This is a genomic window from Paraglaciecola sp. 25GB23A, assembly GCF_040012495.1.
Taxonomy (GTDB): Bacteria; Pseudomonadota; Gammaproteobacteria; order Enterobacterales; family Alteromonadaceae; genus Paraglaciecola.
Window position 1 is genome coordinate 1 of the sequence record NZ_JBDYKM010000037.1, and the last position, 24441, is coordinate 24441.

General features: G+C 43.0%; 25 protein-coding genes. 6 read left to right on the forward strand and 19 right to left on the reverse strand.

Annotation, left to right across the window (positions count from 1 at the left end):
- Positions 1 to 193: 193 nt before the first annotated feature.
- Positions 194 to 700 carry a hypothetical protein gene (locus ABKW31_RS21780; RefSeq protein ID WP_348618789.1) on the reverse strand — a complete coding sequence of 169 codons (507 nt, stop codon included), beginning with the start codon at positions 698 to 700 and terminating at the stop codon, positions 194 to 196.
- A gap of 78 nt (positions 701 to 778) precedes the next feature.
- Positions 779 to 1816 carry a mechanosensitive ion channel domain-containing protein gene (locus ABKW31_RS21785; RefSeq protein ID WP_348618791.1) on the reverse strand — a complete coding sequence of 346 codons (1038 nt, stop codon included), beginning with the start codon at positions 1814 to 1816 and terminating at the stop codon, positions 779 to 781.
- 221 nt (positions 1817 to 2037) lie between these two features.
- On the opposite strand from ABKW31_RS21785, the gene ABKW31_RS21790 reads away from it, so the two are divergent.
- Positions 2038 to 2811, forward strand: coding sequence for a MipA/OmpV family protein (locus tag ABKW31_RS21790; RefSeq protein WP_348618792.1), 774 nt, complete (start codon positions 2038 to 2040; stop codon positions 2809 to 2811).
- 25 nt (positions 2812 to 2836) lie between these two features.
- Here ABKW31_RS21790 and ABKW31_RS21795 read toward each other — a convergent pair whose 3' ends face one another.
- The 3 genes from ABKW31_RS21795 to ABKW31_RS21805 form a co-directional block, all read right to left on the reverse strand.
- Entirely contained in the window at positions 2837 to 3274 is a 438-nt protein-coding gene (locus tag ABKW31_RS21795) for a hypothetical protein (RefSeq protein ID WP_348618793.1), read from the reverse strand.
- 151 nt (positions 3275 to 3425) lie between these two features.
- Positions 3426 to 3869: an acyltransferase gene (locus tag ABKW31_RS21800; protein WP_348618795.1), complete on the reverse strand. Its 444-nt coding sequence runs from the start codon at positions 3867 to 3869 to the stop codon at positions 3426 to 3428.
- A gap of 446 nt (positions 3870 to 4315) precedes the next feature.
- Entirely contained in the window at positions 4316 to 4741 is a 426-nt protein-coding gene (locus tag ABKW31_RS21805) for an SRPBCC family protein (protein WP_348618796.1), read from the reverse strand.
- Positions 4742 to 5388: 647 nt separating this feature from the next.
- Between ABKW31_RS21805 and ABKW31_RS21810 the strand changes: the two genes are divergently transcribed.
- Entirely contained in the window at positions 5389 to 6972 is a 1584-nt protein-coding gene (locus ABKW31_RS21810; RefSeq protein ID WP_348618797.1) for a DUF418 domain-containing protein, read from the forward strand.
- Positions 6973 to 7086: 114 nt separating this feature from the next.
- Positions 7087 to 7872 (forward strand): transporter substrate-binding domain-containing protein, encoded by a 786-nt coding sequence (locus ABKW31_RS21815; protein WP_348618798.1) that lies wholly within the window; start codon positions 7087 to 7089, stop codon positions 7870 to 7872.
- 3 nt (positions 7873 to 7875) lie between these two features.
- Here the strand turns inward: ABKW31_RS21815 and ABKW31_RS21820 are convergent, their stop codons facing one another.
- Positions 7876 to 8550: a nitroreductase family protein gene (locus tag ABKW31_RS21820; RefSeq protein WP_348618799.1), complete on the reverse strand. Its 675-nt coding sequence runs from the start codon at positions 8548 to 8550 to the stop codon at positions 7876 to 7878.
- Between the two features lie 183 nt (positions 8551 to 8733).
- On the opposite strand from ABKW31_RS21820, the gene modA reads away from it, so the two are divergent.
- From modA to modC, 3 genes are read left to right on the forward strand one after another with little or no spacing between them, the layout of a single operon-like run.
- Positions 8734 to 9489 (forward strand): molybdate ABC transporter substrate-binding protein, encoded by a 756-nt coding sequence (gene modA, locus ABKW31_RS21825; RefSeq protein ID WP_348618800.1) that lies wholly within the window; start codon positions 8734 to 8736, stop codon positions 9487 to 9489.
- The gene (gene modB, locus ABKW31_RS21830; RefSeq protein WP_348618814.1) at positions 9489 to 10184 is read left to right on the forward strand and encodes a molybdate ABC transporter permease subunit; all 696 of its coding nucleotides are present in this window, start codon (positions 9489 to 9491) and stop codon (positions 10182 to 10184) included. Before modA ends, modB begins: the two co-directional genes overlap by 1 nt.
- 5 nt (positions 10185 to 10189) lie before the next feature.
- Positions 10190 to 11290 carry a molybdenum ABC transporter ATP-binding protein gene (modC, locus tag ABKW31_RS21835; protein ID WP_348618801.1) on the forward strand — a complete coding sequence of 367 codons (1101 nt, stop codon included), beginning with the start codon at positions 10190 to 10192 and terminating at the stop codon, positions 11288 to 11290.
- Between the two features lie 71 nt (positions 11291 to 11361).
- Here modC and ABKW31_RS21840 read toward each other — a convergent pair whose 3' ends face one another.
- The 13 genes from ABKW31_RS21840 to hslV form a co-directional block, all read right to left on the reverse strand.
- Complete coding sequence (locus ABKW31_RS21840) at positions 11362 to 12963, reverse strand: ABC-F family ATPase (RefSeq protein ID WP_348618802.1); 1602 nt, start codon at positions 12961 to 12963, stop codon at positions 11362 to 11364.
- A 326-nt stretch (positions 12964 to 13289) separates the two neighbouring features.
- Positions 13290 to 14999: a Na(+)/H(+) antiporter subunit D gene (locus ABKW31_RS21845; protein WP_348618803.1), complete on the reverse strand. Its 1710-nt coding sequence runs from the start codon at positions 14997 to 14999 to the stop codon at positions 13290 to 13292.
- Positions 14989 to 15306 carry a hypothetical protein gene (locus tag ABKW31_RS21850; protein WP_348618804.1) on the reverse strand — a complete coding sequence of 106 codons (318 nt, stop codon included), beginning with the start codon at positions 15304 to 15306 and terminating at the stop codon, positions 14989 to 14991. Before ABKW31_RS21850 ends, ABKW31_RS21845 begins: the two co-directional genes overlap by 11 nt.
- Positions 15303 to 16772: a monovalent cation/H+ antiporter subunit D family protein gene (locus tag ABKW31_RS21855; protein ID WP_348618805.1), complete on the reverse strand. Its 1470-nt coding sequence runs from the start codon at positions 16770 to 16772 to the stop codon at positions 15303 to 15305. The genes ABKW31_RS21850 and ABKW31_RS21855 overlap by 4 nt, the downstream gene beginning before the upstream one ends.
- Complete coding sequence (locus tag ABKW31_RS21860) at positions 16769 to 18259, reverse strand: monovalent cation/H+ antiporter subunit D family protein (protein ID WP_348618806.1); 1491 nt, start codon at positions 18257 to 18259, stop codon at positions 16769 to 16771. Before ABKW31_RS21860 ends, ABKW31_RS21855 begins: the two co-directional genes overlap by 4 nt.
- A 4-nt stretch (positions 18260 to 18263) precedes the next feature.
- Complete coding sequence (locus tag ABKW31_RS21865) at positions 18264 to 18623, reverse strand: cation:proton antiporter subunit C (protein WP_348618807.1); 360 nt, start codon at positions 18621 to 18623, stop codon at positions 18264 to 18266.
- Positions 18620 to 19600, reverse strand: a complete 981-nt coding sequence (locus ABKW31_RS21870; protein WP_348618808.1) for a DUF4040 domain-containing protein — start codon at positions 19598 to 19600, stop codon at positions 18620 to 18622. The genes ABKW31_RS21865 and ABKW31_RS21870 overlap by 4 nt, the downstream gene beginning before the upstream one ends.
- Positions 19597 to 19938, reverse strand: coding sequence for a monovalent cation/H(+) antiporter subunit G (gene mnhG, locus ABKW31_RS21875; protein WP_348618809.1), 342 nt, complete (start codon positions 19936 to 19938; stop codon positions 19597 to 19599). The genes ABKW31_RS21870 and mnhG overlap by 4 nt, the downstream gene beginning before the upstream one ends.
- A complete protein-coding gene (locus tag ABKW31_RS21880) occupies positions 19931 to 20206 on the reverse strand; it encodes a monovalent cation/H+ antiporter complex subunit F (protein WP_348618815.1) in 276 nt (91 codons plus the stop codon). The genes mnhG and ABKW31_RS21880 overlap by 8 nt, the downstream gene beginning before the upstream one ends.
- Before the next feature lie 2 nt (positions 20207 to 20208).
- Complete coding sequence (locus tag ABKW31_RS21885) at positions 20209 to 20730, reverse strand: Na+/H+ antiporter subunit E (protein WP_348618810.1); 522 nt, start codon at positions 20728 to 20730, stop codon at positions 20209 to 20211.
- On the reverse strand, positions 20727 to 21269 hold the full coding sequence (locus ABKW31_RS21890) for a Rap1a/Tai family immunity protein (RefSeq protein ID WP_348618811.1): 543 nt from the start codon (positions 21267 to 21269) through the stop codon (positions 20727 to 20729). The genes ABKW31_RS21885 and ABKW31_RS21890 overlap by 4 nt, the downstream gene beginning before the upstream one ends.
- A gap of 578 nt (positions 21270 to 21847) precedes the next feature.
- Positions 21848 to 23185: an HslU--HslV peptidase ATPase subunit gene (hslU, locus tag ABKW31_RS21895; RefSeq protein ID WP_348618812.1), complete on the reverse strand. Its 1338-nt coding sequence runs from the start codon at positions 23183 to 23185 to the stop codon at positions 21848 to 21850.
- A 75-nt stretch (positions 23186 to 23260) separates the two neighbouring features.
- Positions 23261 to 23785: an ATP-dependent protease subunit HslV gene (gene hslV, locus ABKW31_RS21900; protein ID WP_348618813.1), complete on the reverse strand. Its 525-nt coding sequence runs from the start codon at positions 23783 to 23785 to the stop codon at positions 23261 to 23263.
- Between the last annotated feature and the right edge of the window lie 656 nt (positions 23786 to 24441).

A 24441-nucleotide genomic window follows, 5' to 3' on the forward strand; every position in this document is an offset into this window, starting at 1 on the left:
ACTGGTGAATGTCCGATTCTCAGTAAACCAGCAATAGCCATCCAAAGCTTCGACTGTCTCCAATTCGCTCAAAGCCGCCTATCGTCTCAGTGCCATTTATAGTCATTCAGGGATTAAATTCTCTCTGTAAATTTCAGCGCTTCTGACCTCGCTGCTCCTCTGTTTGCACGTCGGCCATAATTTGTTATAGCCACTACATCAGTTCGCCTAGCCATGGGAACGCGCACCAACCAAGCCAGCAAAAGAGCAACACCCTAAATACTAGAGATTTATTGATACTTGGTTTTCTATTATTTGCAATATATGTCGCAATAAGTGAAAAGATGAAAATAACGTTAAATAGATACATAAATAGGGTGTGATGTAAGCCCTGATATCGAACGCCATAATCGTAAGAGACAAACAAAAATATTACTGATAACGAAACCAGCAAAGCACTAATACCTGTAAGTAAACCACTGATTTTTAAATTTTCGTGTGCTTTTGAACGCGTACTCAGCAAGAAAAAAAGTGCGTTGGGTAAAGACGCTAATAACAACAATAATGGACCTGGTAAGGCTAGCGCATAAAGCATGAATACCGGAATAACGACGGTAAATGAATAGGGGGAGTAAATTTGGGGATATCCAGCAGTCATAGTAAGTGCGCCTGAGACAAGAACAACAAGAAATCCCAGATAGATTTTTAATTTAATGCTCATGCGATCCTAATTGGGTATAACGCCCAGTTTACAAACAATCAGATTGAGTGAGGACTCAATCATGTAAGCTACTATCTTTTATTTATCTTCCGGCACTTCTACCACATCTTTTAACTCACTTATTTTGAGTTTTAATTGCTCAATTTGAATTTCGATGGGACCTTGCTGTTCTTTTTGAGCTTTAGCAAGTGTGGCTTTGAGGGCTTCGAGTTGTTGCAGCATATCGACTTTATCTATCGCAACCTGTTGGGCTTGCTCCGCTTTATCAAATACTACATCTTCGGCATTAGATTCAATTTCAACTTTTTTAAAGGCAGGAGAATGGGCTATCACCCTTTTGACATCGGGTCCCGCATGCTGACTGACAAAGTTTGGCGACATAATTTCAATGTCGTTGTCATGCAAACAATCCAATACATTGCGGTGCAGATTTGAGCGGGCGGTCAGTAGGTTTTTTACTTCGACCAACAAGCCGCTCACTCTATAACTAACTGCAAAATCGCCTAATTGAGTAACATGTACAAAGGGCTCTTCAAGCCCACTCTGTTGAGCCGCTTGCAAAAGCAACTCATCGATACGGCTGTGATGTAAATCGTAACCCAGTGATAGCTCAACCGAAACAATGGTCCCTGAGCGACGAATAACACTAACCGCTTTGCTAATCAGCAGACTGTTAGGTACAGACACCAATTCACGGGTTTGGGTTTGTATTTCACAATCAAATAAACCCAATTCAGTGACACGCCCAAAGGTGTCATCAAAACTAATAAAGTCACCGGCACGAAAAGGCTGAGTAAATCGCATCATGCCGCCCGCCACTAAATTCCCGAAGATAGTAGTAGATGAAAATGCCAACAAACCGGATAATACAAGACCAATAAGACTGAGGATTTGTAGTTCTAAATTTTCTGATAATGGCAGGGATATCACCACACTAATCAAGCCAACTAACATCAATAACAACATAAGTAGTTGGCGCACAAAAATGTTTTCATTGCCCGTGTGTTTAAGTTTATTGAACATAAACACTTGGCTTAACCACGTTAAACCACCAAAAAACAACAAAGTTAGGATCACCGGTAACCAGTCGCTCAATATGTTGTCACTTAAATTCATGATATTTCCGCTATGCTTGCCGTTAAATATTGTCTGTGTGCTATGTTATCACTTAGCCGCTTTTAAATGACAAGGGATTAAAGCTCAGCTGGTGATAATGATCTAATTTACCTCCCCAGTGGTAATTTTTTGTGACTTTAGATAAATTATCACGCTACATCAAAGTTTCATCATGTTACGAATAACGGGTGAACAGGAATACCCACTCCAAGGACCCCAAGATGGCTTACAAACAACAAGGCTTTGCACTATTAACTGCCTTACTATTAAGTGTTAACGCTGCTGCCCAAGGCAATGAAGGTCAAAACCGCCGCCAAGTTGAACAATATGGTTGGTTATATGGTATTGGCATCGCACTTGACCAAGGGATCTATAAAGACTTTGAGACTCGCGTTTTACCCCTGCCCTTAATTGGTTATCGCAGCGAGAACCTTACCGTTTTTGGCCCTTTTGTGAACTACCATTTTTATCGTGAGGCGGGCTTTGAATTTTCAGCCCGTTTAGTGCCGGTGTTTGAAGGCTATGATGAGTCAGACAGTCCAGTATTTGCTGGCATGGAAGATCGTGACTTTTCGCTCGCATTGGGCCTAGGCGCTAGCTATCAGCAGGGCGATCTAAAATTTGAAGTCACCGCATCACATGATGTGCTCAATCGCTCTGATGGTTATGAAGCAGGGTTCAGTGTCAGTAAAGTATTTCGTTATGGTCCGGTTTTTATTGAGCCCAGCGCTAGTGTTAAATACCAAGATAGCAATTACATAGACTATTATTATGGTGTGCAGGCTAGTGAAGCTACTCCTTCTCGAGCACAATATACAGGGCAAAGTGCACTCAACAAAGCCATTGGGATCTCTGTAGCCACGCCGATATTTTTTGATGGCATGACTCGGCTTTCAATCGAAAACACATGGTACGACGACACAATCGCCGATAGCCCGCTTACTGACAGTGACAGCAGTATTCGCGTGATGATGAGCTACTCTCGATTTTTTTAGTATGCTACAAAATAAAGGGCTGCGCTTAAAAAGAAACGCGCCAATAGGATGTGGTTGTAGATGAGCCATTTATGGGCACCCATGTTTCTGTTTGCTTAAACAACTCCATGGTAAACAAGACCTTTGCTGCTTGCTCTGGCAGGCTGATTAGGCCACACGAGAATATAAAGTCCTGTGGCATTGGCGTAAAATTAAACAAGCCGTTTGCTATCTCTAAGGGTCTATTAATTTGCCGTGTTTGCTTTTTATCCAATAGCTCTATTTGTTGTTTTGCAAGCTCTTGTTGAATATTAGTGAGTAACAACTCACTGCTATCATCTGTAACAAGCGTATTAGCTAATTCTGTGGCATTTTTAATGATGTGTTTTTCATCCTCTGCCTGTACTTCTGGTGATAATTCCATAGCAACAAGGCTGTTAACACTTAGAACTAAGCTCAGCACAAAATAAGGTAATACTTTCATTTTCATGCCTCATCAAAGGGGAAGAGTTATGGTTTTAACAGCACTCGTCTGCAGCAGTAGTCAGAGTTAAGTGATTGTAGGTTAAAACAGAAAACTTGGGGCGGTTTTTAACTAAAAAATGCCTCGATGAGACAAACCAAGCCCTTTTGCACTATAGCGCCAAGAGGTTTTGGGTAATCCATAAACTCAGAGCAATAAATGCTAGGTTACACAATACTCGAACAGGCCAGGAATACGCTCGATACTCAATATTTATGCTCTTAGACACCACAACCAACAATCCCATAATGAAAAACCATGGAGTAAAAAAGAAGGTGATTCGCCACTTAACTAAAGTCACCGCTAAATCATGTAGGCCACCACTTATTGCAAAGGTTGTTATAGTCGCCAACCAAAAGGGCAAAAGTCGACTCAGCGGCCGCATCACATTGCGTGATAAATAGTAACTCCAAATGGGATTCCAGTAGTACCAAAAAAGATTAAACGAACCCGCACCTAAAGAACGTTCGAGCATATTGCGCATCGAACCTGACCCACCTAGCGGCACTCCGGTGCGCCTTTTAACGTATTGTGACAGTGAAATTGTTTTATGCATCTTTGCTATAAAGGCCAAATAAATAAGAGGAGCACTATCGCCAAAGTAAAAATAACAGACAACAGTCAAAAGGCACACACCCAGCTAGTGATTATGAGCTCAACATCCTCACTAAGTTGTTAAGTTTTGTAACTATCGACAAAGCTAAGTACTGAAGTGTTTAAAGCCTGTGTCATAAAATGATCAATATATTAGTCAGGCTCCAAGTCACTGCTGCGCATTTTTGAGTAAAGTTCAGAGCTGCTGCTAAGAATGTAATCATACCAGTGTAATACGTTTATAAAGTCTGCTGCTTGAATCAAAAATACACATTCTTCACAAACCTAGTTTTTATGACCAAGAGGCTCAAGTTACTAAAGACAAAAACACACTTTGCTGCAAAAAATTGCTTATTTATTATAAATTCAAGCCCCTAATACTAAGGGTGTGGACATTATAGACAGCATTTATGCGCCGCGTTGTTTAGTGCTACTTTCAACGTATTTCTTAAAGTTAGTTAAAATGCTAAACCAACCTTGGCGTTGCAATTCAGCCGAGTTTTCGTCTTCGGCCTCAAAGCTTTCTATGACCTTTACACCATCATCTGTTTGCACAAACTCAACACTTACCTCTCGCTCATCGGCTAACTTATAGATAATGAGATTATGCAGCTCTATTTGAGTGAATTCGCCTTCAAAGTCGAAGCCCATGCTGCCATCTTTGGCTTCCATACGATAATTAAATTTTTGCCCGACTTGCAAGTCAACTTGGGCGACGGGACAACACCAATCGTCTGAGGCAAAATTCCAGTAGGTAATATCATATGGCGTAACCCAAGCATTCCAGACTTTACTTATTGACGAATTGACTTCAATTTCGATAGTTATTTTCATTTTTCCTCCAGCTCTTGGCAAACATGGTTCAATATTCTTAATACTCTCGTTGAGAGCGACGTAAAGGTTAAATCAACACTAAGCGTCAAGGCGTTTAACTTTTTAGCGACGTCGGGACTAACAATTAAAAATTCATTGTAATCACCACCCCCGCTTAACCACATAATTCGTTTATTTCTGCCCATTGTTATAGATTCAAGGACACGAATAATAGCTTGGACTTGAATCACTGGGTCAAAATCTGCTCCATCCGAACGAGCGACCAAGGTAATTTGTTGAATATCCTGAGGCTCTAACTCTGCTAATTGACTGTTATTGAGCGCAAGGTTTTATTCGGTTCACAAGCTTAATAGCCGCTAACAGCATAATCAAAACGGCGCGTTTAAACTTTAGCAACAAACTACTATTTTGGTTTGACTATAAATCACTATCGGCTCGCATGTCACTATTGCATCCTTTGCTTTCTGCTCGTCTGTTAACAATTATGTCTACACTTAGGCAAATCTTGGCTTACGTTATTCTGTTATGAAGATTTCATCAATCGAAACAACTAAATATCCCTCAGCGATGTGTCTTTATCAAATTCGACATTATGGCTCTTTAAGCATACTCTGAGAAAAAAGTATCATTCAACATGGACGAATTTAATGACGTCAGAAAGCCTAACTAGCTCAACGCTTCAAGAAGAGCCGCATAAGCTACCACAAGAAGAACTAAGCCCAATTAAACCCAGCATGCGCATCGACGCTATGGACATCCTGCGTGGGTTTGCCTTAATTGGCATATTGATAATGAATATAGAGTGGTTTAACCGCCCCATTAGTGAATTAGGCTCAGCCAATTCTGCCCTAGCCGGTTTAGATCACGTTACAGGCTGGTTAGTCCGTTGTTTTGTAGAAGGCAAGTTTTATAAGCTTTTTGCCCTGTTATTTGGGATGGGTTTTGCAGTTATGCTCAATAGTGCCATTGAAGCAGGCAAACCTTTTGGCGCTTGGTTTGTGCGCCGTATGGTGGTTTTATTTGTGTTTGGTGTTTTACATCTCGTTTTTTTATGGGAAGGCGATATTCTGCATGACTATGCCTTTGCTGGCTTAATGTTACTTGCTTTGATTTATCTATTTCGAACTAAACGTTTGCAAAAATATAATCATCCCAAAGTCTTTTTAAAGTTGGGGTTATGGTGGCTGTTATTACCACCAATTATTGGTATTTTTGTAGGTATTGGTTTTAGTTTGAGCCATGACAATCAAAAACTAAGCGAACAATGGCAAGAGCGCCAACATATACTGGCTTTAGTAGAGCAACTAGAGACTCAAGCCGAACTGGTCGCTGCAACACCAGAAGTTAATTCGAGTGTTTCTCTGGCCGAGCAAACTCATAATGATGCTCTATCTGACTATCAAGCAGACGAACAAAACAGCCAAACAAGTCCTAATGAAGTTTTATATGAGTTAGCCGAAGAAGATACCCTAACTGATGCCAACACCGAAGAAGAGCCCGAGTTGAGTCCCGAACAAAAGGCTCAAGAAATTTTTGAAACACAACAAGAAAATAAACAAGAGGTAGCTAAAGAACTGGCGGCGCTAAAAGATGGTAATTACTGGCAAGCCACCCAATACCGAGCTGAAAAATCTATCGAACATTTGCTCATAACGCCCGCATTTACCTTTGGTATGTTATTACCTATTTTCATCTTGGGTTACTGGTTGATATCGGCCGGGATCATGCGTGACTACAAGCAACATACAGTGTTGTTTAGCAGTATGCGTCGTATTGGGCTGGGAGTGGGCTTGTTTACTACGGTGGCAGGATTGATGATAGGTGATCACCCAGCTGTTAAAGACCTTGGTCTATTACAGATAGTCGGAGGTTTTCTGTTTGGTATGGGCCAATTTTTTATGGCTTCAGGTTATTTAGGTTTAATTATGGGTTTATTAATGTCGCCGCGTTGGCATCGCTTACTGTCTTATTTGGCACCGTTAGGCCGTATGGCCCTAACCAATTATCTAATGCATTCGTTAATACTAACTACTTTATTTTATGGCTATGCAGGTGGTCTATACGGTGAGATATCTCGAGCTCCACAGATGTTAATTGTGCTGGCTATTATAGTCCTGCAAATTCCGCTATCAAGTTGGTGGTTAAAGCATTACCGCTTTGGCCCTTTAGAGTGGTTATGGCGCTCTCTTACCTATAAAAAATGGCAGGCGTTTAAGGTTCAGAACGCTTAATTTAATTTGCCAAACAACAACCAACAAGATAACTTTCAGTGGTAAAATAGTGGGTAATGCTTTTGACTAAACAAGTTATGAGCATGAATTATTACAAGGAAAATTTGAGTTATTATGGCTTGGCTGAGAGTGTCTAAAGTGAATTGCCGTTTATTGGTGTTGTGCAGTATTGGCATTAGTTTTTTATTTAGTCATACACACGCTAAAGAATTGATATTAGTCGCTGGCTGGGAAAAGCCGCCTTACGTTATCGCTAGTCAAAATTCCGGTTTTGAAATTGAGCTAATGCGCCAAGTATTGGCTAGTCTGAACCATAGTGTTTCAGTTCTTTATGTGCCTTATGGTCGTACCTACGAAACCTTTAAAAGGGAACAAGCGGATATTGGTTTAACCCTTGCTGCTAAATCCGGGGTGCCCAGCGAAATTTTATCTAAACCCTATATTAGTTACCAAAATGTTGCCATTAGCCTTCGAGAAAATGCGGCTCTTATTAGCAAACAAGCTGATTTGAAATCCCTAAGTGTTATCGCTTTTCAAAATGCCAGTAAGATATTAGGCGAGCAATTCGCCAGTGCCGTCGAGTCCAATGTACTCTATATAGAATTACCCGATCAGCGACGCCAAGTCGAAATGTTGCTTAACGGCAGTGTTGATGTTGTGGTAATGGATATTAATATTTTCAATTACTTGAGCCAGCAAATAATGGGCGAAAATCAGATGGACAATGTTCATGTTCATAGTTTTTTCCCAAGCACACAGTATTCTGCAGCTTTTAAAGATCCCACTCTTTTGACTGAGTTTGATGATGCTTTTAAGCAATTTAGTTTGAGTGATGAATACCACCGACTGATCATTCAATATCGGCTTATCTATCCTGATTTAATCTCCGGCACAGATTAGTTTTTACAACACAGTTAAGATCTCATGCAAAGGCTTTTTAGTTAAAGCATGCTGAGGAACTGAGGCATCTGCCGCCGGATAACCCACCACTAGCAACATAAATGGCCGCTCATTATCGGGCCGCTGACATATTTTAGACAAAAAACTCATGGGCTTGGGGGTGTGAGTCAATGTCACTAAACCTGCATAATGTAAGGCATTAATCAGAAAGCCTGTGGCAATGCCTACTGACTCATGCACATAATAATTACTGTGTTTATTTGTAGTATCAACACCACTGGTTTTTTGACTGAAAATAGCGATTAACCAGGGCGCATGCTGCAAAAATGGTTTGTCTGCATCGGTACCTAAAGGTTTTAAAGCCTCTAACCATTCTTCACCGGCTCGTCCAGCATAAAAGCCTTGCTCATGTTGTTCGGCTTGTTGGCGGATCTGTAATTTCACCTCGGGTGATTGAATCGCTACAAAATGCCAGGGTTGATGGTTGGCGCCGTTAGGAGCAGTGCCTGCTGCTCTGATACAATTCTCTATCACCTGACGACTCACTGCCCGCTCGCTAAACTGACGAATGCTATGGCGACGTTTAATTTCAGTGTAAAAGTGCTCCGAACGCTCAAGCATATCGGCCGGAGAATATTCAATGTAGTCTGTTAATGGACTTGCTGCATGTTGTTGCATGGTCTTTCCTATTAGCGCCAATCACAAAAGTATGAGGGCAAAATTGTTAGATTATGCCAAAATCCACAACAAAGTGTGGCATTGACCCGCTATGTAATTGATTATATATAAGGTTTTGCTGGTCAGTTGGCCAGAGCAATAGCATTTTTAACTCAGTCACTCATGGTAAATAAGGCCTTACACTTGCGCATTGTCGTTTTTCTATCTCTTTTATGGTTGATAAAGCCTATTAACGCGGCAGAGCCCCTGACCTTGGCGGTTGCCTCTAATTTTAATTTAGCCATGCAGCACTTAGTTACTGAGTATGAAGCAATGCATAAAACGCCGCTGCAAGTATCATTTGCCTCATCGGGCAAACTTTATGCGCAGATCGTTAATGGCGCGCCCTTCGATATATTTCTTTCTGCTGACCAAGCTAAACCCCAGGCATTGATAGATCGCCAATTAGCTGTTGCCTCCAGCCGCTTTACCTATGCCTATGGTAGTTTGGCTTTATGGTCGGCTAAGCCAGAATTAGTCGATAGTCAAGGCCAAGTTTTACACAGCAATACGTATAATAAGTTAGCGTTCGCCAATCCTAAGTTAGCACCTTATGGTGTAGCTGCCATGGATGTATTAGCGCAGTTGGGCTTGCTTGTAGCGACACAACAGCGCTGGGTTCAAGGCGAAAATATCAGTCAAACTTATCAGTTTGTTGCCACTCAAAATGCCGACTTAGGTTTTGTAGCGCTATCACAAATTATGTATAAAGGGCAGTTATCCTCAGGCTCAGCTTGGGTTGTGCCTACTACACTTTATGCACCGATCAAACAGGATGCACTGATACTCAACAGAAGTGCACATAAGGCCATTGCCTCTGAGTTTATGGCTTTTTTGCAAAGCCCCGAGGCACTAGCGATCTTGCAAAATTTTGGCTATCAGCAAGGGGCCGAACATTGATTGGTCTATCCACTGAAGACTGGCAAGCCATTGGTTTAACTGTCAAATTAGCCACCACCGTGACCTTATTGTTATTAGTTATTAGTACGCCTCTTGCTTGGTGGTTAGCCACCAGTCGTTCAAGACTGCGAGGGCTTGTGGCAGCTATTGTTGCCCTACCCTTAATTTTACCGCCTACTGTACTCGGATTTTATTTGTTATTGGCGATGGGGCCCAATGGTTGGATGGGTCAACTCACTCAACAGTTGGGCATTGGTCTACTACCCTTTACTTTCTGGGGCCTAGTGATTGCCTCAATGTGTTATTCCCTACCCTTTGTAGTGCAGCCCATTCAAAACGCCATGCAAGCTATCGGTCAGCGCCCACTTGAACTAGCAGCCACACTGGGCGCTAGCCCTATTGATCGATTTTTTAACGTGGTCCTCCCCCTCAGTAAACCCGGTTTTATAAGTGCTTCGGTATTAGGGTTTGCACATACGGTGGGTGAGTTTGGGGTGATATTAATGATCGGCGGCAATATTCCGGGCCAAACAAGAGTAGTCTCTATTCAAATTTATGATCACGTTGAAGCCCTACAATATCAACAGGCTCATTGGTTAGCAGGTAGCATGTTGGCATTTTCGTTTATAGTATTGCTGGTTTTATATTATTCACAATATAAAAAAGCAGGCGCTAATATGCGCTTTGGGCTGTAAATTATATGAGTGAATCATATATATATGCGCGTTTTCAACAGCAATTTAGCCGCGACAACCGACACGTTTTTGACTTAGATGTAGATATTACGCTACCGGCCAAAGGCATTATTGCTTTGTTTGGCCACTCGGGCTCAGGCAAAACCACCCTACTTCGCTGCATGGCTGGTTTACAACAAAGTCAAAATGGCGAAATGATAGTCAAAGGCGAAGTGTGGCAAGATCAAACTACCCAAATTGCTACCCACAAACGCCAACTTGCCTATGTCTTTCAAGAAGCGAGTCTACTGCCTCACTTAACGGTGCAAGACAATCTTCACTTTGCCATTAAACGCGCAAAACCTACTGACCAACAAACCCAGAGTGAAATAATTGAGCTCATGGGTTTAGGCAAACTGCTAAAGCAACTACCATCGCAACTATCTGGGGGCGAGAAGCAAAGAGTAGCGCTTGCTCGAACTTTGATGACGCAAACCAAACTCATTCTTATGGATGAACCATTGGCCTCGCTAGATTTAGCCCGCAAACTTGAGATTTTACCCTATTTGGAAAAACTCAAAGCAAGCACTCAAGTGCCAATTATTTATATTAGCCATGATATAAGTGAAGTGGCCCGCCTTGCTGACTATGTGGTGGTGCTTGAGCAAGGTAAGGTGGCGATGCATGGCCCGGTTGTGGAGGTATTGCCGCATATTTCCCAGTTACAGGGTATGGCGGATGAAACATCGGTTGTATTAGAAGCAAAGGTCGTCGCACGTGAGGAGCAATGGCATCTTATTCAAGTCAATTTGGCCAACAGTCAACAAAGCACTTTATGCTTACGTGATAGTGGTGAAAAGATTGGTAACATACTGCGGCTGCGGCTCTTAGCCAAAGATCTCAGTATCGCTCTTGAAAACCATGATGATAGCAGCATCGTCAATCGCTTGGCCGCGACCATTAGTGCAATACAAACCGATCCTGATCCTGCTATGGTTTTAGTTGAGTTGCAGGTAGGGCAGTGCAGATTAATCGCGCGCATCACGCAACGCTCGCTCAGTCATCTCAAACTTGAAGTAGGCAAGCCGGTATGGGCCCAAATCAAGTCAGTGGCAATAGTGAATTAGGGCACTCAATTAATGCCCTGAACTAAAAAAGCCGTCACAATGACGGCTTAATAAAAGGTGCGGGGTAGAACTTAAGCTACTGCTTTTTGCAGGCCTTGGTGTGATAAGTACTCTTCATAAGTACCATGAAAATCAATCACTTGCTGATCTTTTATTTCCATCACACGGGTTGCTAACGAAGATACAAACTCGCGGTCATGGCTAACAAAAATCAAGGTACCATCAAACTGTTTTAGAGCATTATTCAGCGCTTCAATCGCTTCCATATCCATGTGGTTAGTTGGTTCGTCCATAACCAATACGTTTAAGTCTGCCATCATTAATTTGCCAAACAATAAGCGGTTTTTCTCACCGCCTGAACAAACCTTGGCTTTTTTATTAAAATCATCGGCATTAAATAACAAACTACCCAGCAAAGCCCGCACCATCAAATCATTATATTTAGGAGTGCGCCACTGTGACATCCAATCAAACAAAGTAAGATCACAATCGAAGTCGGCAGTACTGTCTTGTGGACAATAACCTAGCGCCGCATTTTCAGACCATTTAATCATGCCATCAGCTTGCAGCTCGTTCATTAAACAACGCAAGAAACTGGTTTTGCCAACACCGTTTTCACCAATAATTGCGACTTTTGCGCCCGCTTCGAGGATCATATTTGCGCCGCTAAACAAGGGCGGTTGTTCAAAACCAAAACCGACTTCTTCAAGGATCAATGCTTGGCGATGCAATTTTTGATGTTGTTTAAAGTTCAAACGCGGTGTACGACGACTTGAACTCTTCACTTCATCAAGTTTAATTTTGTCCATTTTTTTGGCGCGTGATGTAGCCAATTTAGCTTTTGACGCATTGGCTGAGAAACGGGCAACAAAGGCTTTTAATTCTTCTATTTCTTCGCTCTTTTTAGCGTTTTCAGTTAACAACTGCTCTTGGATAAGCGAAGAGGCAGCCTGATATTTTTCATAGTTACCTGGATAAATGCGCAACTCACCATAATCAATGTCTGCCATATGGGTGCAGACTGAGTTTAAGAAGTGTCTATCATGGGAAATAATGACCATGGTAGATTTACGTTTATTCAGCACCTCAGCTAACCAATTAATGGTGTAGATATCCAAGTTATTGGTTGGTTCATCGAGTAATAAGATATCTGGATTAGCAAATAGGGCTTGAGCCAATAACACTCTGACTTTCCAGCCTGGTGATACTTGTGACATCAAACCATAGTGATAACTTTCTTCAATCCCAGCTTCTAACAGAATATCACCGGCACGTGCTTCTGCCGTGTAGCCATCCATTTCAGCATATTGGGCTTCGAGATCACCTACCAACATACCATCTTCATCGGTCATTTCTGGTTTGGCGTAAATCTCATCACGTTGTTGTTTGACTTTCCACAACTCCATGTCACCCATGATAACCGTATCAACCACGCTATATTTTTCAAAGGCGAATTGGTCTTGGCTTAATTTACCGAGCTTTTGTCCAGGAGTAACAGAGACATTACCTGATGAGGGGACTAAGTCACCGGTGAGGATTTTCATAAAGGTGGATTTACCGCAGCCGTTAGCTCCGATCAGGCCATAGCGGTTGCCATTACCAAATTTAGCTGAGATATTTTCAAATAAAGGCTCAGCGCCAAACTGCATGGTGATGTTTGCGGTAGATATCAAAACGGTATTCCAGATAGTAAATAGACAAAAACAAACCAAGGTACATTTGAAATGCCGGAATTACCGTGCAACACAACTTAGTTCAAAACGGCGCGCACTATATATAAAGGCGCACCAAAAGTCGAGTCAAACTGGTTAATATTTGCACTATTCATGATTATCTGAGGGATTAGCGAAAAAAATCGCTTTTTGCAGCACACTTAGTTAATTAGTTGTTACCAGCTTGTTGATTTTTATCAGCTTTCTTAAAGTTGGCACTTTTGTGGTTAAACCGTTGATACCACCAATCCACAGACATAACTGAGCACTGTGAATTGGCATTATTACTATAGGTAGTAAAGCAGTACATAGGCTGAAAGTAAGCCCGCGATCCACAAGGCAGTAGTTCCGATTGGCCAAGAGCGCGCAAACATGCCATGTTCTTTACTATCTGCGGTGTGTGGTTGGCCCAAGTAACGCACTGCCATACGATGCAAAAACTGCTGCAAACGGTTACGCTGTTGCGCCATTATCTCGCTTATAAAACCTAAGACCTTTTCACCTAATTTAAGCACTGAAAAAGCCGCACTTCGCCACAGCCAGTCAGTATCGAGGCTGATAGTCATAGTACGCTTCATTAGAGGCAACAGCACAAAAAATGCTAAACCAGAAAATAATAATAACTGCAAATAAAACAGGACTTTACCTATAGAATACGGTTCATACTCAACAGGGTAAGGCAGTAAGGCATAGAGCAATTCAGGGAATACGCCTAAAAGAATACATAGGCCAGCAAACAGGATCATCGCAAGACTCATATTCCAAGGTGCATCTTTAGGTCTTAGTCCTGAGTCACGTTGAAAAAACACAAACCACGGAAATTTTATACCAGCGTGTAAAAATACACCTGCAGATGCCGCAGTTAATGCCATATAAACCCACATCAGATTGCCATCAACTGCAGCCTGAGAAATCATACTTTTGGTAGTAAAGCCTGAAGTGAGTGGGAAACTTGAAATCGATAAGGCACCAATGATCCCGCACACAGCTGTAATAGGCATTGTGCGAAACAAACCGCCCAACTCGATACACTTGTTTTTACCAGTACGATATATCACTACACCGGCACTCATAAAGAGTAATGCCTTATACACGATATGAGCAAAAGCATGTGCTGCTGCGCCATTAAGCGCCATTTCAGTACCAATACCCACCGCAACAACCATAAAGCCGACTTGGTTAACAATTGAATAAGCAAGAATTCGCCGAACATCGTTTTCCAAAAGCGCAAAGATGATGCCGTACATCACCATGAATAAACCGAGACCAATTAATACTGGTTCACCTGGAAATAATAATATGAGTGCTAATACTGCGGTTTTAGTGGTGAATGCGGATAAAAATACCGAGCCTGTGGGACTTGATTCAGGATAAGCATCAGACAACCAGGCTGACACAGGTGGGGCAGCAGCATTGATCAAAATGCCAATAAGTATCATCCAGGTACTAAAATCAGTTGCGAGCATCGCTTGAATTTGAACTGAGCCGGTTCCTACAACCACGCCTTCTATACCAACTTTTAGTATCACACCACCAAAAAGGTGCATTATGGCGTAGCGTATACCTGCAGCCCGAGCACCAGGCGTTCCACCACACCAAACCACGATGGTAGAAAATATGGCCATCATTTCCCAATACAAAAATAAAGTAATCAGATCACCAGCAAAACACACACCAATAGCCCCTGCGGCATAGGCAAAGGCGGCAGCAAGTTCATACCACTTGGCTATTCGAAATGAGAACAGACCGCCCACAAAAACCATGATGGCAAAGACAGTGGCAAACAGTCGCCTTAAGGGACTACCTTCAACAGGTTCGATATTGTATGACATAAACTTAACTGTGCTTTGCACACCATCAGGTATTTGCCATATGGCCCAAAGAGTAAGTAGCGGAGCCATTAAAATAACAGCGGCTCTTGCGTGACCTCTGGTTAAAGCGATCAGCACAGCAGCAATTAATAGGACAAATGCAGGTGGAAAAACATCAAACCCCATGACCGTCCTCCTTTACTTTGTCACTTTCTGTCTCTTTCCTAGGCCCAGCAAAGGGTTGATCGTAATAGTTTTCAGGACGTTTCAATACAAAACCTAATAATTTAGCCACTAACACCATGATTAAACAACTGACAAAGCCGTAAACAGCACCAAAACCAAACCAAGCATCGAAGCCAAAATACCCTTTGATGTAAACCACTGTTTGCGCCACAACCACCAAGGCAAGCACAATACTGAATCCAATCCAAAGCTTACGAATTGTAGAAGGTCTGACTAACCAATGTAGTTGCTTTTGGTCTTGATTCATTCGCTAACTCCACTTAAAACCTGACTTTCTAGTTCAATGACAGGGCCGTTAAACAAGAAGAAAGCGAGTGTTAACATCGCGGTTATACATAAAGCTAACACAGCCAAAAACGGGGCTTCACCATGCTCTTTTCCACCCGCAGGCTCTCGTTCAAACCAAGCCATGTATAAAATCGGTAAAAAGTACGCCGCATTTAGCACAGTACTAGCAATGATGGTGAAAACAGCAACAAGATTGTTGGCTTCAAAAGCGCCAGCTAATATGTACCACTTTGATACAAAGCCACCGGTAGGTGGTACGCCTATCATACTTAGCGCACCTATCGTAAAAGCAGCCATAGTCCAAGGCATTCGTCGACCAATACCTCGCAATTGCTGAACTTCCGTTTTTTTCGAGGCAACGTATATCGCACCAGCGGCAAAAAATAGTGTGATTTTACCAAAGGCATGAGCAACCATATGCAGCGAGGCACCCACTTCAGCCAAAGGCTTGAGAATAGCAGCGGCCATGATTACATAAGATAACTGGGCAATGGTGGAATAGGCTAACAGACGTTTTATGTTGGTTTGGCGCAAGGCCACAACACTGGCAGCGATAATCGTAAAGGCTGCAACATATAATAACCACTGTGAGCTTGGTGCATCAAACAGGAAATCAATTCCAAACACATAAACAATAATTTTTGTAATGGCAAATACACCCGCTTTCACCACAGCAACCGCATGCAATAGCGCGCTCACCGGGGTAGGTGCAACCATGGCTGCTGGCAACCATTTGTGCATAGGCATCACTGCAGCCTTACCAATACCAAATACAAATAACCCTAAAAGCAGACCTATTTCTGGATCATTGAGTTTTCCGGCAAGAATACCGCCGTCAACGAAGTCACCCGTTCCTGCTAGACTATAGGTCCATATAATCGCAGGTAAAAATAAACCAATAGAGGTACTAAGTAGTACACCCAAATAGATTCTAGCTGAGCGCACAGTAGCGGCGTCACCTTTGTGTGCGACCAGAGGATAAGTCGATAAGGTTAGCAATTCATAGAACAAGAAAAGCGTAAACAGGTTACCAGCAAAAGCGACCCCCATGGTGGCTGATAGGGCCAATGCGAAACAAGCAAAAAACCGTGTTTGGTTCTTTTCTTTATTACCACGCATGTATCCCACTGAGTATATCGAATTAATCAGCCAAAGACCGGATGCTAATGCGGCAAATAACATCCCCAGAGGTTCGACTTTAAATGCGATACTGATGCCGGGCATTAACTCGCTAACTTCAATTGCAGGGCGTCCACCGTCCATTATTGTTGGTAACAATCCCCAGACAACAAAAATTAACGATATGGAGGTAACCGCGGTCGCTGCTTCACGAAGGTTTGGCGATATACGTCCAGCAAGAACGATCGCTAATGCACCGAATAAAGGGACAATAATCGCCATCAAGATTGCGGTTTCGGCTGTCATTGTGCACCCTCCCAAAGTAACGATGCTGCACTATTTGCAAGCTCCAACGGCACCTGTGGAAATAAGCCAAAATAGATATTCAAAATGGCAACAAGACCGGTAATGATAAGAAGTTGAAGCGGAGCCTCAGCAACCACATCCCCTTCTTCTGTGGGTGGCTGAAAGTATAAAGCCTCAACGATACGCCAGATGTAAACCACCGCCATTAAAGAACTAACCAGAATAATTGCGACTAGCGCCCACCCCCAAGGTCCACTTTGCAAAGCGGCATTTATCAGTAGCCATTTGCTAATGAAACCAGCGGTGCCAGGTACACCAATAAGGCTTAAGCCACACACCACAAAGGCAGCACAAGTCCAAGGCATACGTTTAGAAGCGCCACCCAGTTGACTTAAACGCAAATCTCGATATTGATAGGCTAAACAGGCAACGGCGAGAAACAAACCACCTTTTGCTAAAGCATGGTTGAACAAGTGAGATGCACTCGCACTAAGACCAGCAATACTCACAAAGCTTGCACCAAGTAAAATATAACCAATTTGTGCGATGGATGACGAGGCAAGTAATCGCTTTAGGTTGCCCTCAAACATCGCCACTGCTGACGCAACCAGAATGCCTAAAATTGCCAAAGGCATCGCAAACAACGCAAACTGCATTTGATGGTCAACAAGGGCAGCTTGAAATATCATGTAATCAAAGCGGATCAGCACATACAGAGCTACTTTAGTCGCACACGCGGCAAGGAATACGGTAACCATGTGCGGCGCATGAGTATAGGCATTTGGTACCCAAACATGCAGTGGAAATACGGCAGCTTTCAGAGCTAAACCGATGGTGATAAAACCAGCAGCAACCAGTACCGGATTGATATCGGTAACGTCACCAAGACGTGCTTCCATATCCGCCATGTTGAGGGTCCCGGTCATCATATAAATCAACCCAACGCCAATCAAGTAAAAGGTAGCGCCGATAGTGCCCATCATTAAATATTTGAACACGGCAGGTAAAGCCCGGCGATCAGGGCCACCGGCAATCAATATATAACTGGCCAGTGATGATATTTCCATGAACACGAAGATATTAAAAGCATCGGCAGCGACCACAATCCCTACTAAGCCAGACATAGCTAACATCCAAGCCGAATAAAACAGTGGCTGGCGCTCAAGTTCAATCTGCTGGTCAATGCTGGGTTTTGCGGCTAACAAGGCAATCGCACTGGCACCCGTCACTATAAGCAGCATCAAAGCGGTTAAAGCATCAACAGAGAGTGTAATACCAAAAGGTGCGGGCCACCCCCCCATCGCATACTCGAGGGTTTGTCCGTCAAGTACAGCCAAGGTCAGTGTGACGGCGATGGCGAAGCTGACTAAGGCGGAAGCGGTCGCCCCTGCCCATGCTAAACCACGGGGCTGCAACAATACGATAAGTGGTGCCGATAACATCGGCACCACCACTTGCAAAGCAGGAAGGTGTGCTAATAAATCCATAATATCAGTCGGCGTCCAAAATTTCGTTTTCTTCTATCGTGCCATAACACTCATTGATACGTACAACGAGGGCCAAGCCCAAAGCTAAAGTAGACACGCCTACAACAATGGCCGTCAGTATTAGGACTTGAGGCAAAGGATTAGAAAATATCTGGCCTTCCACCCCCTCTTGAATGATTGGAGCTGTGCCGCCTTCCACTTTGTCCATCGTGATATACATCAGGAAAACGGCTGATTGAAAGATAGATAAACCAATCAATTTTTTGATCAAGTTATTCTTATTAATTACAGCATACAGTCCAACCGTCAAAATGATAGCGAACACCCAATAATTGAAATAGCCCAACAGTTCTAAAAGGTTCATGACAATCTCTCACGGGCAGCAAATGCATGGTAAATAGATAGCAGTGCACCACAAACTGCCATGCCAACGCCGGCCTCAATAATTAAAATACCTAATTGTTGCCCAACTACTGGATCAGCAGCCAGCACGGAGTAATCTAGAAAAGAGCCGCCCAGCAACATACAAGCCACGCCCACGCCGCCGTACAAAAGTGCACCACCAACAACCATGCCTAATAACACTGACCGAGGTATTGCACGCAGAGCTGAAGCTTCACCTTCGAGTAGTGCATACAAAATGACGCCGGTGGCAATAATAGCGCCTGCTTGGAAACCTCCACCAGGGCCGTACTCGCCATGAAATTGCACATAAAGACCAAATAGCACGATAAACGGTATCACTAGTCGGCCAACTACTTGGGGTATCAAGTGATGACGTAGGCCACTATCTTTTTCGGGCACTTCTTTGGTTTTCCTTGCTGGGCTCACCCCAAGAATAAATAAAACGCCGATACAAGCAGCAAAAACAACAAAGACTTCGCCTAGTGTATCGTAGCCACGAAAGCTACCCAGGATGGCGGTAACCACATTGGGAATATCAATATATTCAGGGGTTTTTTCTAAATACCAGGGCGCCACATGCTGATGTACCGGCGCTTCAGGGTCACCAAGTCGTGGTTTATCAAAGGTGGCGTAAATGATCAGCAGTGCGAGCAGGCCTACTGTACTAAAAGCTATCCAGCGGCTTCCTTCTCGAGGCTTCTCTCTATCATCGGTCAACGACAATGCACACAAAAAGATGACCGTTGTCACACCAGCCCCTACTGCGGCCTCGGTTAGCGCTACATCAGCAGCGTCCAAAATAAAAAAGTTTGCTGCCATAAGTAAACTAAATATCGATGTCAGCATGACCGCAACGAACAAGTCTTTAGCACGCACTATGGCTATCGCGGTAATGACAAGCAAAGTGAGTAGGAAAACTGCAAAAACAAATATCATTTTGGTTCGTCCTCCTCGAGTTCGTCACTAGCGCTTCCTGCGTCAGGTTTGAGACCAGATAATAAGGCCGTATTGGCCAAGGCATAAGTAGCCGTAGGGCCGGTCAGCAACAGGAATAACATGATAGCGAATAGCTTCAAGGTGGCTAATGACAAACCTGCTTGGAGCATCATACCCACAAAAATTAAAATAGTTCCCATGGTATCAGTCAGGCTGGCGGCATGAATTCTGGCATAAAAGTTTGGCAGCCGTAAGCCACCAATACCGCCAATCAACACGCAAGCACCGCCTAAGATAAGTAGGATCCAGCTTAGAATATCCAATACGAGATCAATCATCTTGTGACCTCGAGTTTTTTCTGGCACGATTTTGGAAATATTCGAGTACAGCAAGAATGCCGACCATATTGACCAAGGCGTAGGCCAGCGCGAGATCAAGAAAATCAGGGCGACCGTAAAGAAATGCTATAACAGACAACAACAATACTGTCTTGGTACCGAACACGTTAACCGCCAATACGCGGTCGTAGACACTTGGCCCCATCAATGCGCGCACCAAGGCTAATACCATGGTTATCAAGATGGCGATAGAAACGACTATATACATGCTCATTTGCGCTCCAGAGCAGCGGCTCGGCGATTGGCCTCACCTTTTTGTAACTCCCTTGCACTTTCAACTGTCAGGCAATGAATTAAAATTTTACCCTCGTGCACATCTAAAGTAACGGTGCCCGGGGACAAAGTAATAGAATTACCGAGGATGACCTGACCCACGTCAGTTTTGGCTTCGGATTGCAGCACGACTACAGTTGGGCTTATAGGTAAGGAAGGTTTTAAGATCAGCTTTGCCACGTCAATACTTGAAATAATAATTTCTTTTAACAGCCATAACCAATAACCTGGCAGGCGCGGCAAAAGTCTCAATAAAGCGTCATGATGGCGGAAAAATCCCATGCGATGCGCAAGATAAACGCTTAGCAAACAGGAGAATGCGCCTAAACCAATAACAAGGGGTTTATATAAACCTGACCACAATAGCCAAGAGATTGCGAGAACAAGCAACAAAAGCAAAACAGACGAAAGTCGTGCTTCGCCCCGCTGAAGCACATGTCTAGTTAGGACTCGTTTCATTGTTTGCAGGGATAGTTTTTCATTAGTGATTTGTAAACTACTTCCATGGCGGGCTCATCCTTTGCTGTAGTTTTTAAATCTGCTGCCAAATCGGCAACAACAATGTTGACCACTTCGCGCAGTGGCAGTGGGTCACCGAGGCAAAAGCCGGCTAGTTTCTCTGCTCGAGAACGGTCAACGCGGCCTGGCATACGCGTGCGCATTGCCCGTTCAGTGAAGGTCTCATCGCCAGATATAACATTTTCGGCATTGAGCATAACACGAGCATCGGTTGCGATGGCTCCATCGATGAAGCCTTGAATATAACGCACACAATACTGGCCATCAGCGCCTTCAGGATCAGAGCTAAAAAGTGCACAGTGTGATGCTAATTCTTGTGCACTCAGCACTTCAACAGAATGAGCCGCCGGAGCTAATACTAATTGCAGCAACATAATAACACCGGCCAGCTTGGGATAAATCTTTGCAGTATTGTGCATGCTTGAATGTTGGTTTTCTAAGGACATTGAAGGAGGCTCTTTACTAAACTTTGTCAACATTATGAACTATTTAGCGCGGTGTGCAAGCCCTTGCGTGTAACTAGTAGTAAGTTAAGCTTGGCTTATTTTAGCGCACCTTTTGTATTGTACTTTAGTCCATATTACATGTGGCCTTCACCTAACTCTCGGCCCGACTTGTATTTATAAAAACCGTAACAACACACATAGAAAATGGTCGAAAAAGCAAATGATATCGCTTAGGTGTATCAGAGTTAGCCATTAGTAAATAAAAGAAGATTTTTTAACAATTCAGTTTTTTATATCAGCCACTTAATCAGCTGTAGCGTTTTAGCCTTCACAAAAATGGTGATTATTCCTCTCACAAAAAACCATAGTAGCCATATTATGCTTGGTAGTTGTGAACTATCAGATTAGTTTTCTACCACTGATTTTACAGCGCTAATGAATGCAATTAATGCCCAAGATTTAAGAAGCCTTATTGGTATTTTAGGTAACAAACATTTAGCAGCGATGAACGCCATTATCGGTGTTACTGATGCCAAACTTTATATCGGCGATTAATAGCAAAATGCCACTCCAATTGAGTGGCATTGAGATTGTTTAGATAATCAGAATTATTACAAAATAAAGCGGCTTAGATCTTCATCTTCCACTAGTTTGTCGAGGTGATCGTTAACATAGTTAGCGTCGATAATTAGCGACTCACCATTTTTTTCAGAAGCATCGTAAGAAATATCTTCCATCAGTTTTTCCATCACAGTATGAAGACGACGAGCACCTATATTTTCAGTACGTTCATTGACTGTCCAAGCTGCGTTCGCAATCCGTTCAATACCGTCTTCGGTAAACGTCACATCAACACCTTCTGTTTTCATCAGGGCAACATATTGTTCAGTAAGAGAGGCATTTGGCTCAGTTAAAATTCTGACAAAATCATGGGCTGTCAATGCGGTCAATTCAACCCTTATGGGCAAACGCCCCTGTAATTCTGGAATGAGATCTGAAGGTTTGCACATCTGAAAAGCACCAGAGGCAATAAACAAAATATGGTCGGTTTTTACCATGCCGTGTTTAGTCGAAACCGTGCAACCTTCAACCATGGGCAGCAAATCACGTTGCACCCCTTCGCGCGATACATCACCGCCACTACTACCAGCACCTTCACGTTTACAGATTTTATCTATTTCATCAATAAAAACGATGCCATTTTGCTCCAGTGACTCAATCGCGCTTTGCTTGAGTTCTTCCTGATTAACCAACTTAGCGGCTTCGTCATCAACTAGTAACTTAAAGGCATCTTTAATCTTTAACGTTTTCTTTTTCTTGGAAGAGCCAGAGTTGAGATTCTGAAACATGCCTTGCAACTGGTTAGTCATTTCTTCCATACCAGGAGGAGCCATGATTTCAACGCCGATTTGCGGCGCATTCACATCAATCTCTATTTCCTTATCATCCAGCAGTCCTTCACGAAGTTTTTTACGGAAGATCTGACGGGTATTTTTACCTTGCTCTTGGTCTTTATCACCACCAAAATTTTCAGCTGAGGGTAATAATGCATCCAAAATGCGTTCTTCTGCTGCTTCTTCAGCGCGAAATTTCACGCGAATGGTAGCCTGCTCTTTGGTCATTTTAACTGCGATATCAGCTAGATCACGAATGATTGAATCGACTTCCTTACCGACATAACCTACTTCCGTGAACTTAGTCGCTTCAACTTTGATAAATGGTGCATTAGCTAACTTGGCCAAACGACGCGCAATCTCAGTTTTACCCACACCTGTTGGACCAATCATTAGGATGTTTTTAGGCGTAACTTCTTGACGCAGTTCTAAGGGCAACTGCATTCTGCGCCAGCGATTACGCAGGGCAATAGATACCGCTCGCTTGGCATTTTTCTGGCCAATGATATGACAATCTAATTCGTGAACTATTTCTCTTGGGGTCATTTCTGACATAATTTCAACCTATATTCTGTAAGCATAATTAAGTGATTTGCAATGCACTGCCGATTGCAAACATGCAGTCGCTAATTAGTATTCGAGTAACTCAACCGTATGATGATGGTTGGTAAATACGCAGATATCACCCGCAATGGTCAGACTTTTCTCAGCAATTTCTTTGGCTGACAAGTCGGTATTATTTAATAAGGCAGTGGCGGCCGCTTGCGCATAATTTCCACCTGAACCTATGGCGACTAGGTCTTGCTCTGGCTGCACCACATCACCATTACCGGTAATAATAAAAGACGCTGTTTCGTCAGCCACCACCAACAGTGCTTCGAGTTTGCGCAACATTCGGTCGGTACGCCAATCTTTTGCTAGCTCAACAGCTGCACGAGTTAAGTTGCCTTGATGCATCTCTAATTTTGTTTCAAAACGTTCAAATAAAGTGAAAGCATCCGCGGTGCCACCAGCAAAACCGGCTAATACTTTGTTGTGATATAGGCGGCGTACTTTCTTGGCATTACCTTTCATTACTGTGTTACCGAGAGATACTTGGCCATCTCCAGCAATGACCACCTGATTATTACGGCGCACTGATACAATAGTAGTCATTAGACTTCCTCAAACTTTCTGGACAACAAAGGTTGTCGGCTAAACGCTTTTTCCACTCAAAAAATCAATAAAAGCGCACGATAGGCTAGATGTGGGGAGGAATGTAATATTTTCAAGGATGAACATTAAGCCCGAACTCAGTAAAAGCGGAAATAACCTAGGTTATAGTGGCAGATAGCTTGGAATGATAAGCTTGTCCTATTCAGACTCTGAGAGGTCACTTTAAACGCAGACTGTGTAAAAACCTTTTTCAAACCATGATATGAATATGTGCTAGCCATTAAAATCTGACCAAGTTTCCTAAACAATCAAACTTACATTTCACCCGGCAGTGCAAGGTGAATTTAGTCATCGGTGTTTTTACACAGCGGGCAAAAAGTGGATCATTGATTAGGTAGCTGTGGAGACCGGCTTACTGAAAAAGCGGACAGTCGAAGGGTTTCTTTCAATAGACTCTTTGTGCCATTAGGTGTTGAGGACCGAAACAGTAAACTGTTTTTAGTCCTGCTTAATTGGCTTGTCAGATGATTGAATACTCAGAGCTTCTTTAACAAGTAATTGCATTTTTGGTAAGGTTTTGAGCCTGTAACAGATTCTGTGTAACTGCCATTATTTAAGATGTTTCTCGAGGCGGTCCCCGAACTCGATAATAAAAC

Excerpts from the sequence above, each read along its gene's own strand:
- ABKW31_RS21780 (WP_348618789.1), bottom strand. The coding sequence starts at position 700 with ATGAGCATTAAATTAAAAATCTATCTGGGATTTCTTGTTGTTCTTGTC.
- ABKW31_RS21785 (WP_348618791.1), bottom strand. The coding sequence starts at position 1,816 with ATGAATTTAAGTGACAACATATTGAGCGACTGGTTACCGGTGATCCTA.
- ABKW31_RS21790 (WP_348618792.1), top strand. The coding sequence starts at position 2,038 with ATGGCTTACAAACAACAAGGCTTTGCACTATTAACTGCCTTACTATTA.
- ABKW31_RS21795 (WP_348618793.1), bottom strand. The coding sequence starts at position 3,274 with ATGAAAGTATTACCTTATTTTGTGCTGAGCTTAGTTCTAAGTGTTAAC.
- ABKW31_RS21800 (WP_348618795.1), bottom strand. The coding sequence starts at position 3,869 with ATGCATAAAACAATTTCACTGTCACAATACGTTAAAAGGCGCACCGGA.
- ABKW31_RS21805 (WP_348618796.1), bottom strand. The coding sequence starts at position 4,741 with ATGAAAATAACTATCGAAATTGAAGTCAATTCGTCAATAAGTAAAGTC.
- ABKW31_RS21810 (WP_348618797.1), top strand. The coding sequence starts at position 5,389 with ATGACGTCAGAAAGCCTAACTAGCTCAACGCTTCAAGAAGAGCCGCAT.
- ABKW31_RS21815 (WP_348618798.1), top strand. The coding sequence starts at position 7,087 with ATGGCTTGGCTGAGAGTGTCTAAAGTGAATTGCCGTTTATTGGTGTTG.
- ABKW31_RS21820 (WP_348618799.1), bottom strand. The coding sequence starts at position 8,550 with ATGCAACAACATGCAGCAAGTCCATTAACAGACTACATTGAATATTCT.
- modC (WP_348618801.1), top strand. The coding sequence starts at position 10,190 with ATGAGTGAATCATATATATATGCGCGTTTTCAACAGCAATTTAGCCGC.
- ABKW31_RS21845 (WP_348618803.1), bottom strand. The coding sequence starts at position 14,999 with ATGGGGTTTGATGTTTTTCCACCTGCATTTGTCCTATTAATTGCTGCT.
- ABKW31_RS21850 (WP_348618804.1), bottom strand. The coding sequence starts at position 15,306 with ATGAATCAAGACCAAAAGCAACTACATTGGTTAGTCAGACCTTCTACA.
- ABKW31_RS21855 (WP_348618805.1), bottom strand. The coding sequence starts at position 16,772 with ATGACAGCCGAAACCGCAATCTTGATGGCGATTATTGTCCCTTTATTC.
- ABKW31_RS21860 (WP_348618806.1), bottom strand. The coding sequence starts at position 18,259 with ATGGATTTATTAGCACACCTTCCTGCTTTGCAAGTGGTGGTGCCGATG.
- ABKW31_RS21865 (WP_348618807.1), bottom strand. The coding sequence starts at position 18,623 with ATGAACCTTTTAGAACTGTTGGGCTATTTCAATTATTGGGTGTTCGCT.
- ABKW31_RS21870 (WP_348618808.1), bottom strand. The coding sequence starts at position 19,600 with ATGATATTTGTTTTTGCAGTTTTCCTACTCACTTTGCTTGTCATTACC.
- mnhG (WP_348618809.1), bottom strand. The coding sequence starts at position 19,938 with ATGATTGATCTCGTATTGGATATTCTAAGCTGGATCCTACTTATCTTA.
- ABKW31_RS21880 (WP_348618815.1), bottom strand. The coding sequence starts at position 20,206 with ATGTATATAGTCGTTTCTATCGCCATCTTGATAACCATGGTATTAGCC.
- ABKW31_RS21885 (WP_348618810.1), bottom strand. The coding sequence starts at position 20,730 with ATGAAACGAGTCCTAACTAGACATGTGCTTCAGCGGGGCGAAGCACGA.
- ABKW31_RS21890 (WP_348618811.1), bottom strand. The coding sequence starts at position 21,269 with ATGTTGACAAAGTTTAGTAAAGAGCCTCCTTCAATGTCCTTAGAAAAC.
- hslU (WP_348618812.1), bottom strand. The coding sequence starts at position 23,185 with ATGTCAGAAATGACCCCAAGAGAAATAGTTCACGAATTAGATTGTCAT.
- hslV (WP_348618813.1), bottom strand. The coding sequence starts at position 23,785 with ATGACTACTATTGTATCAGTGCGCCGTAATAATCAGGTGGTCATTGCT.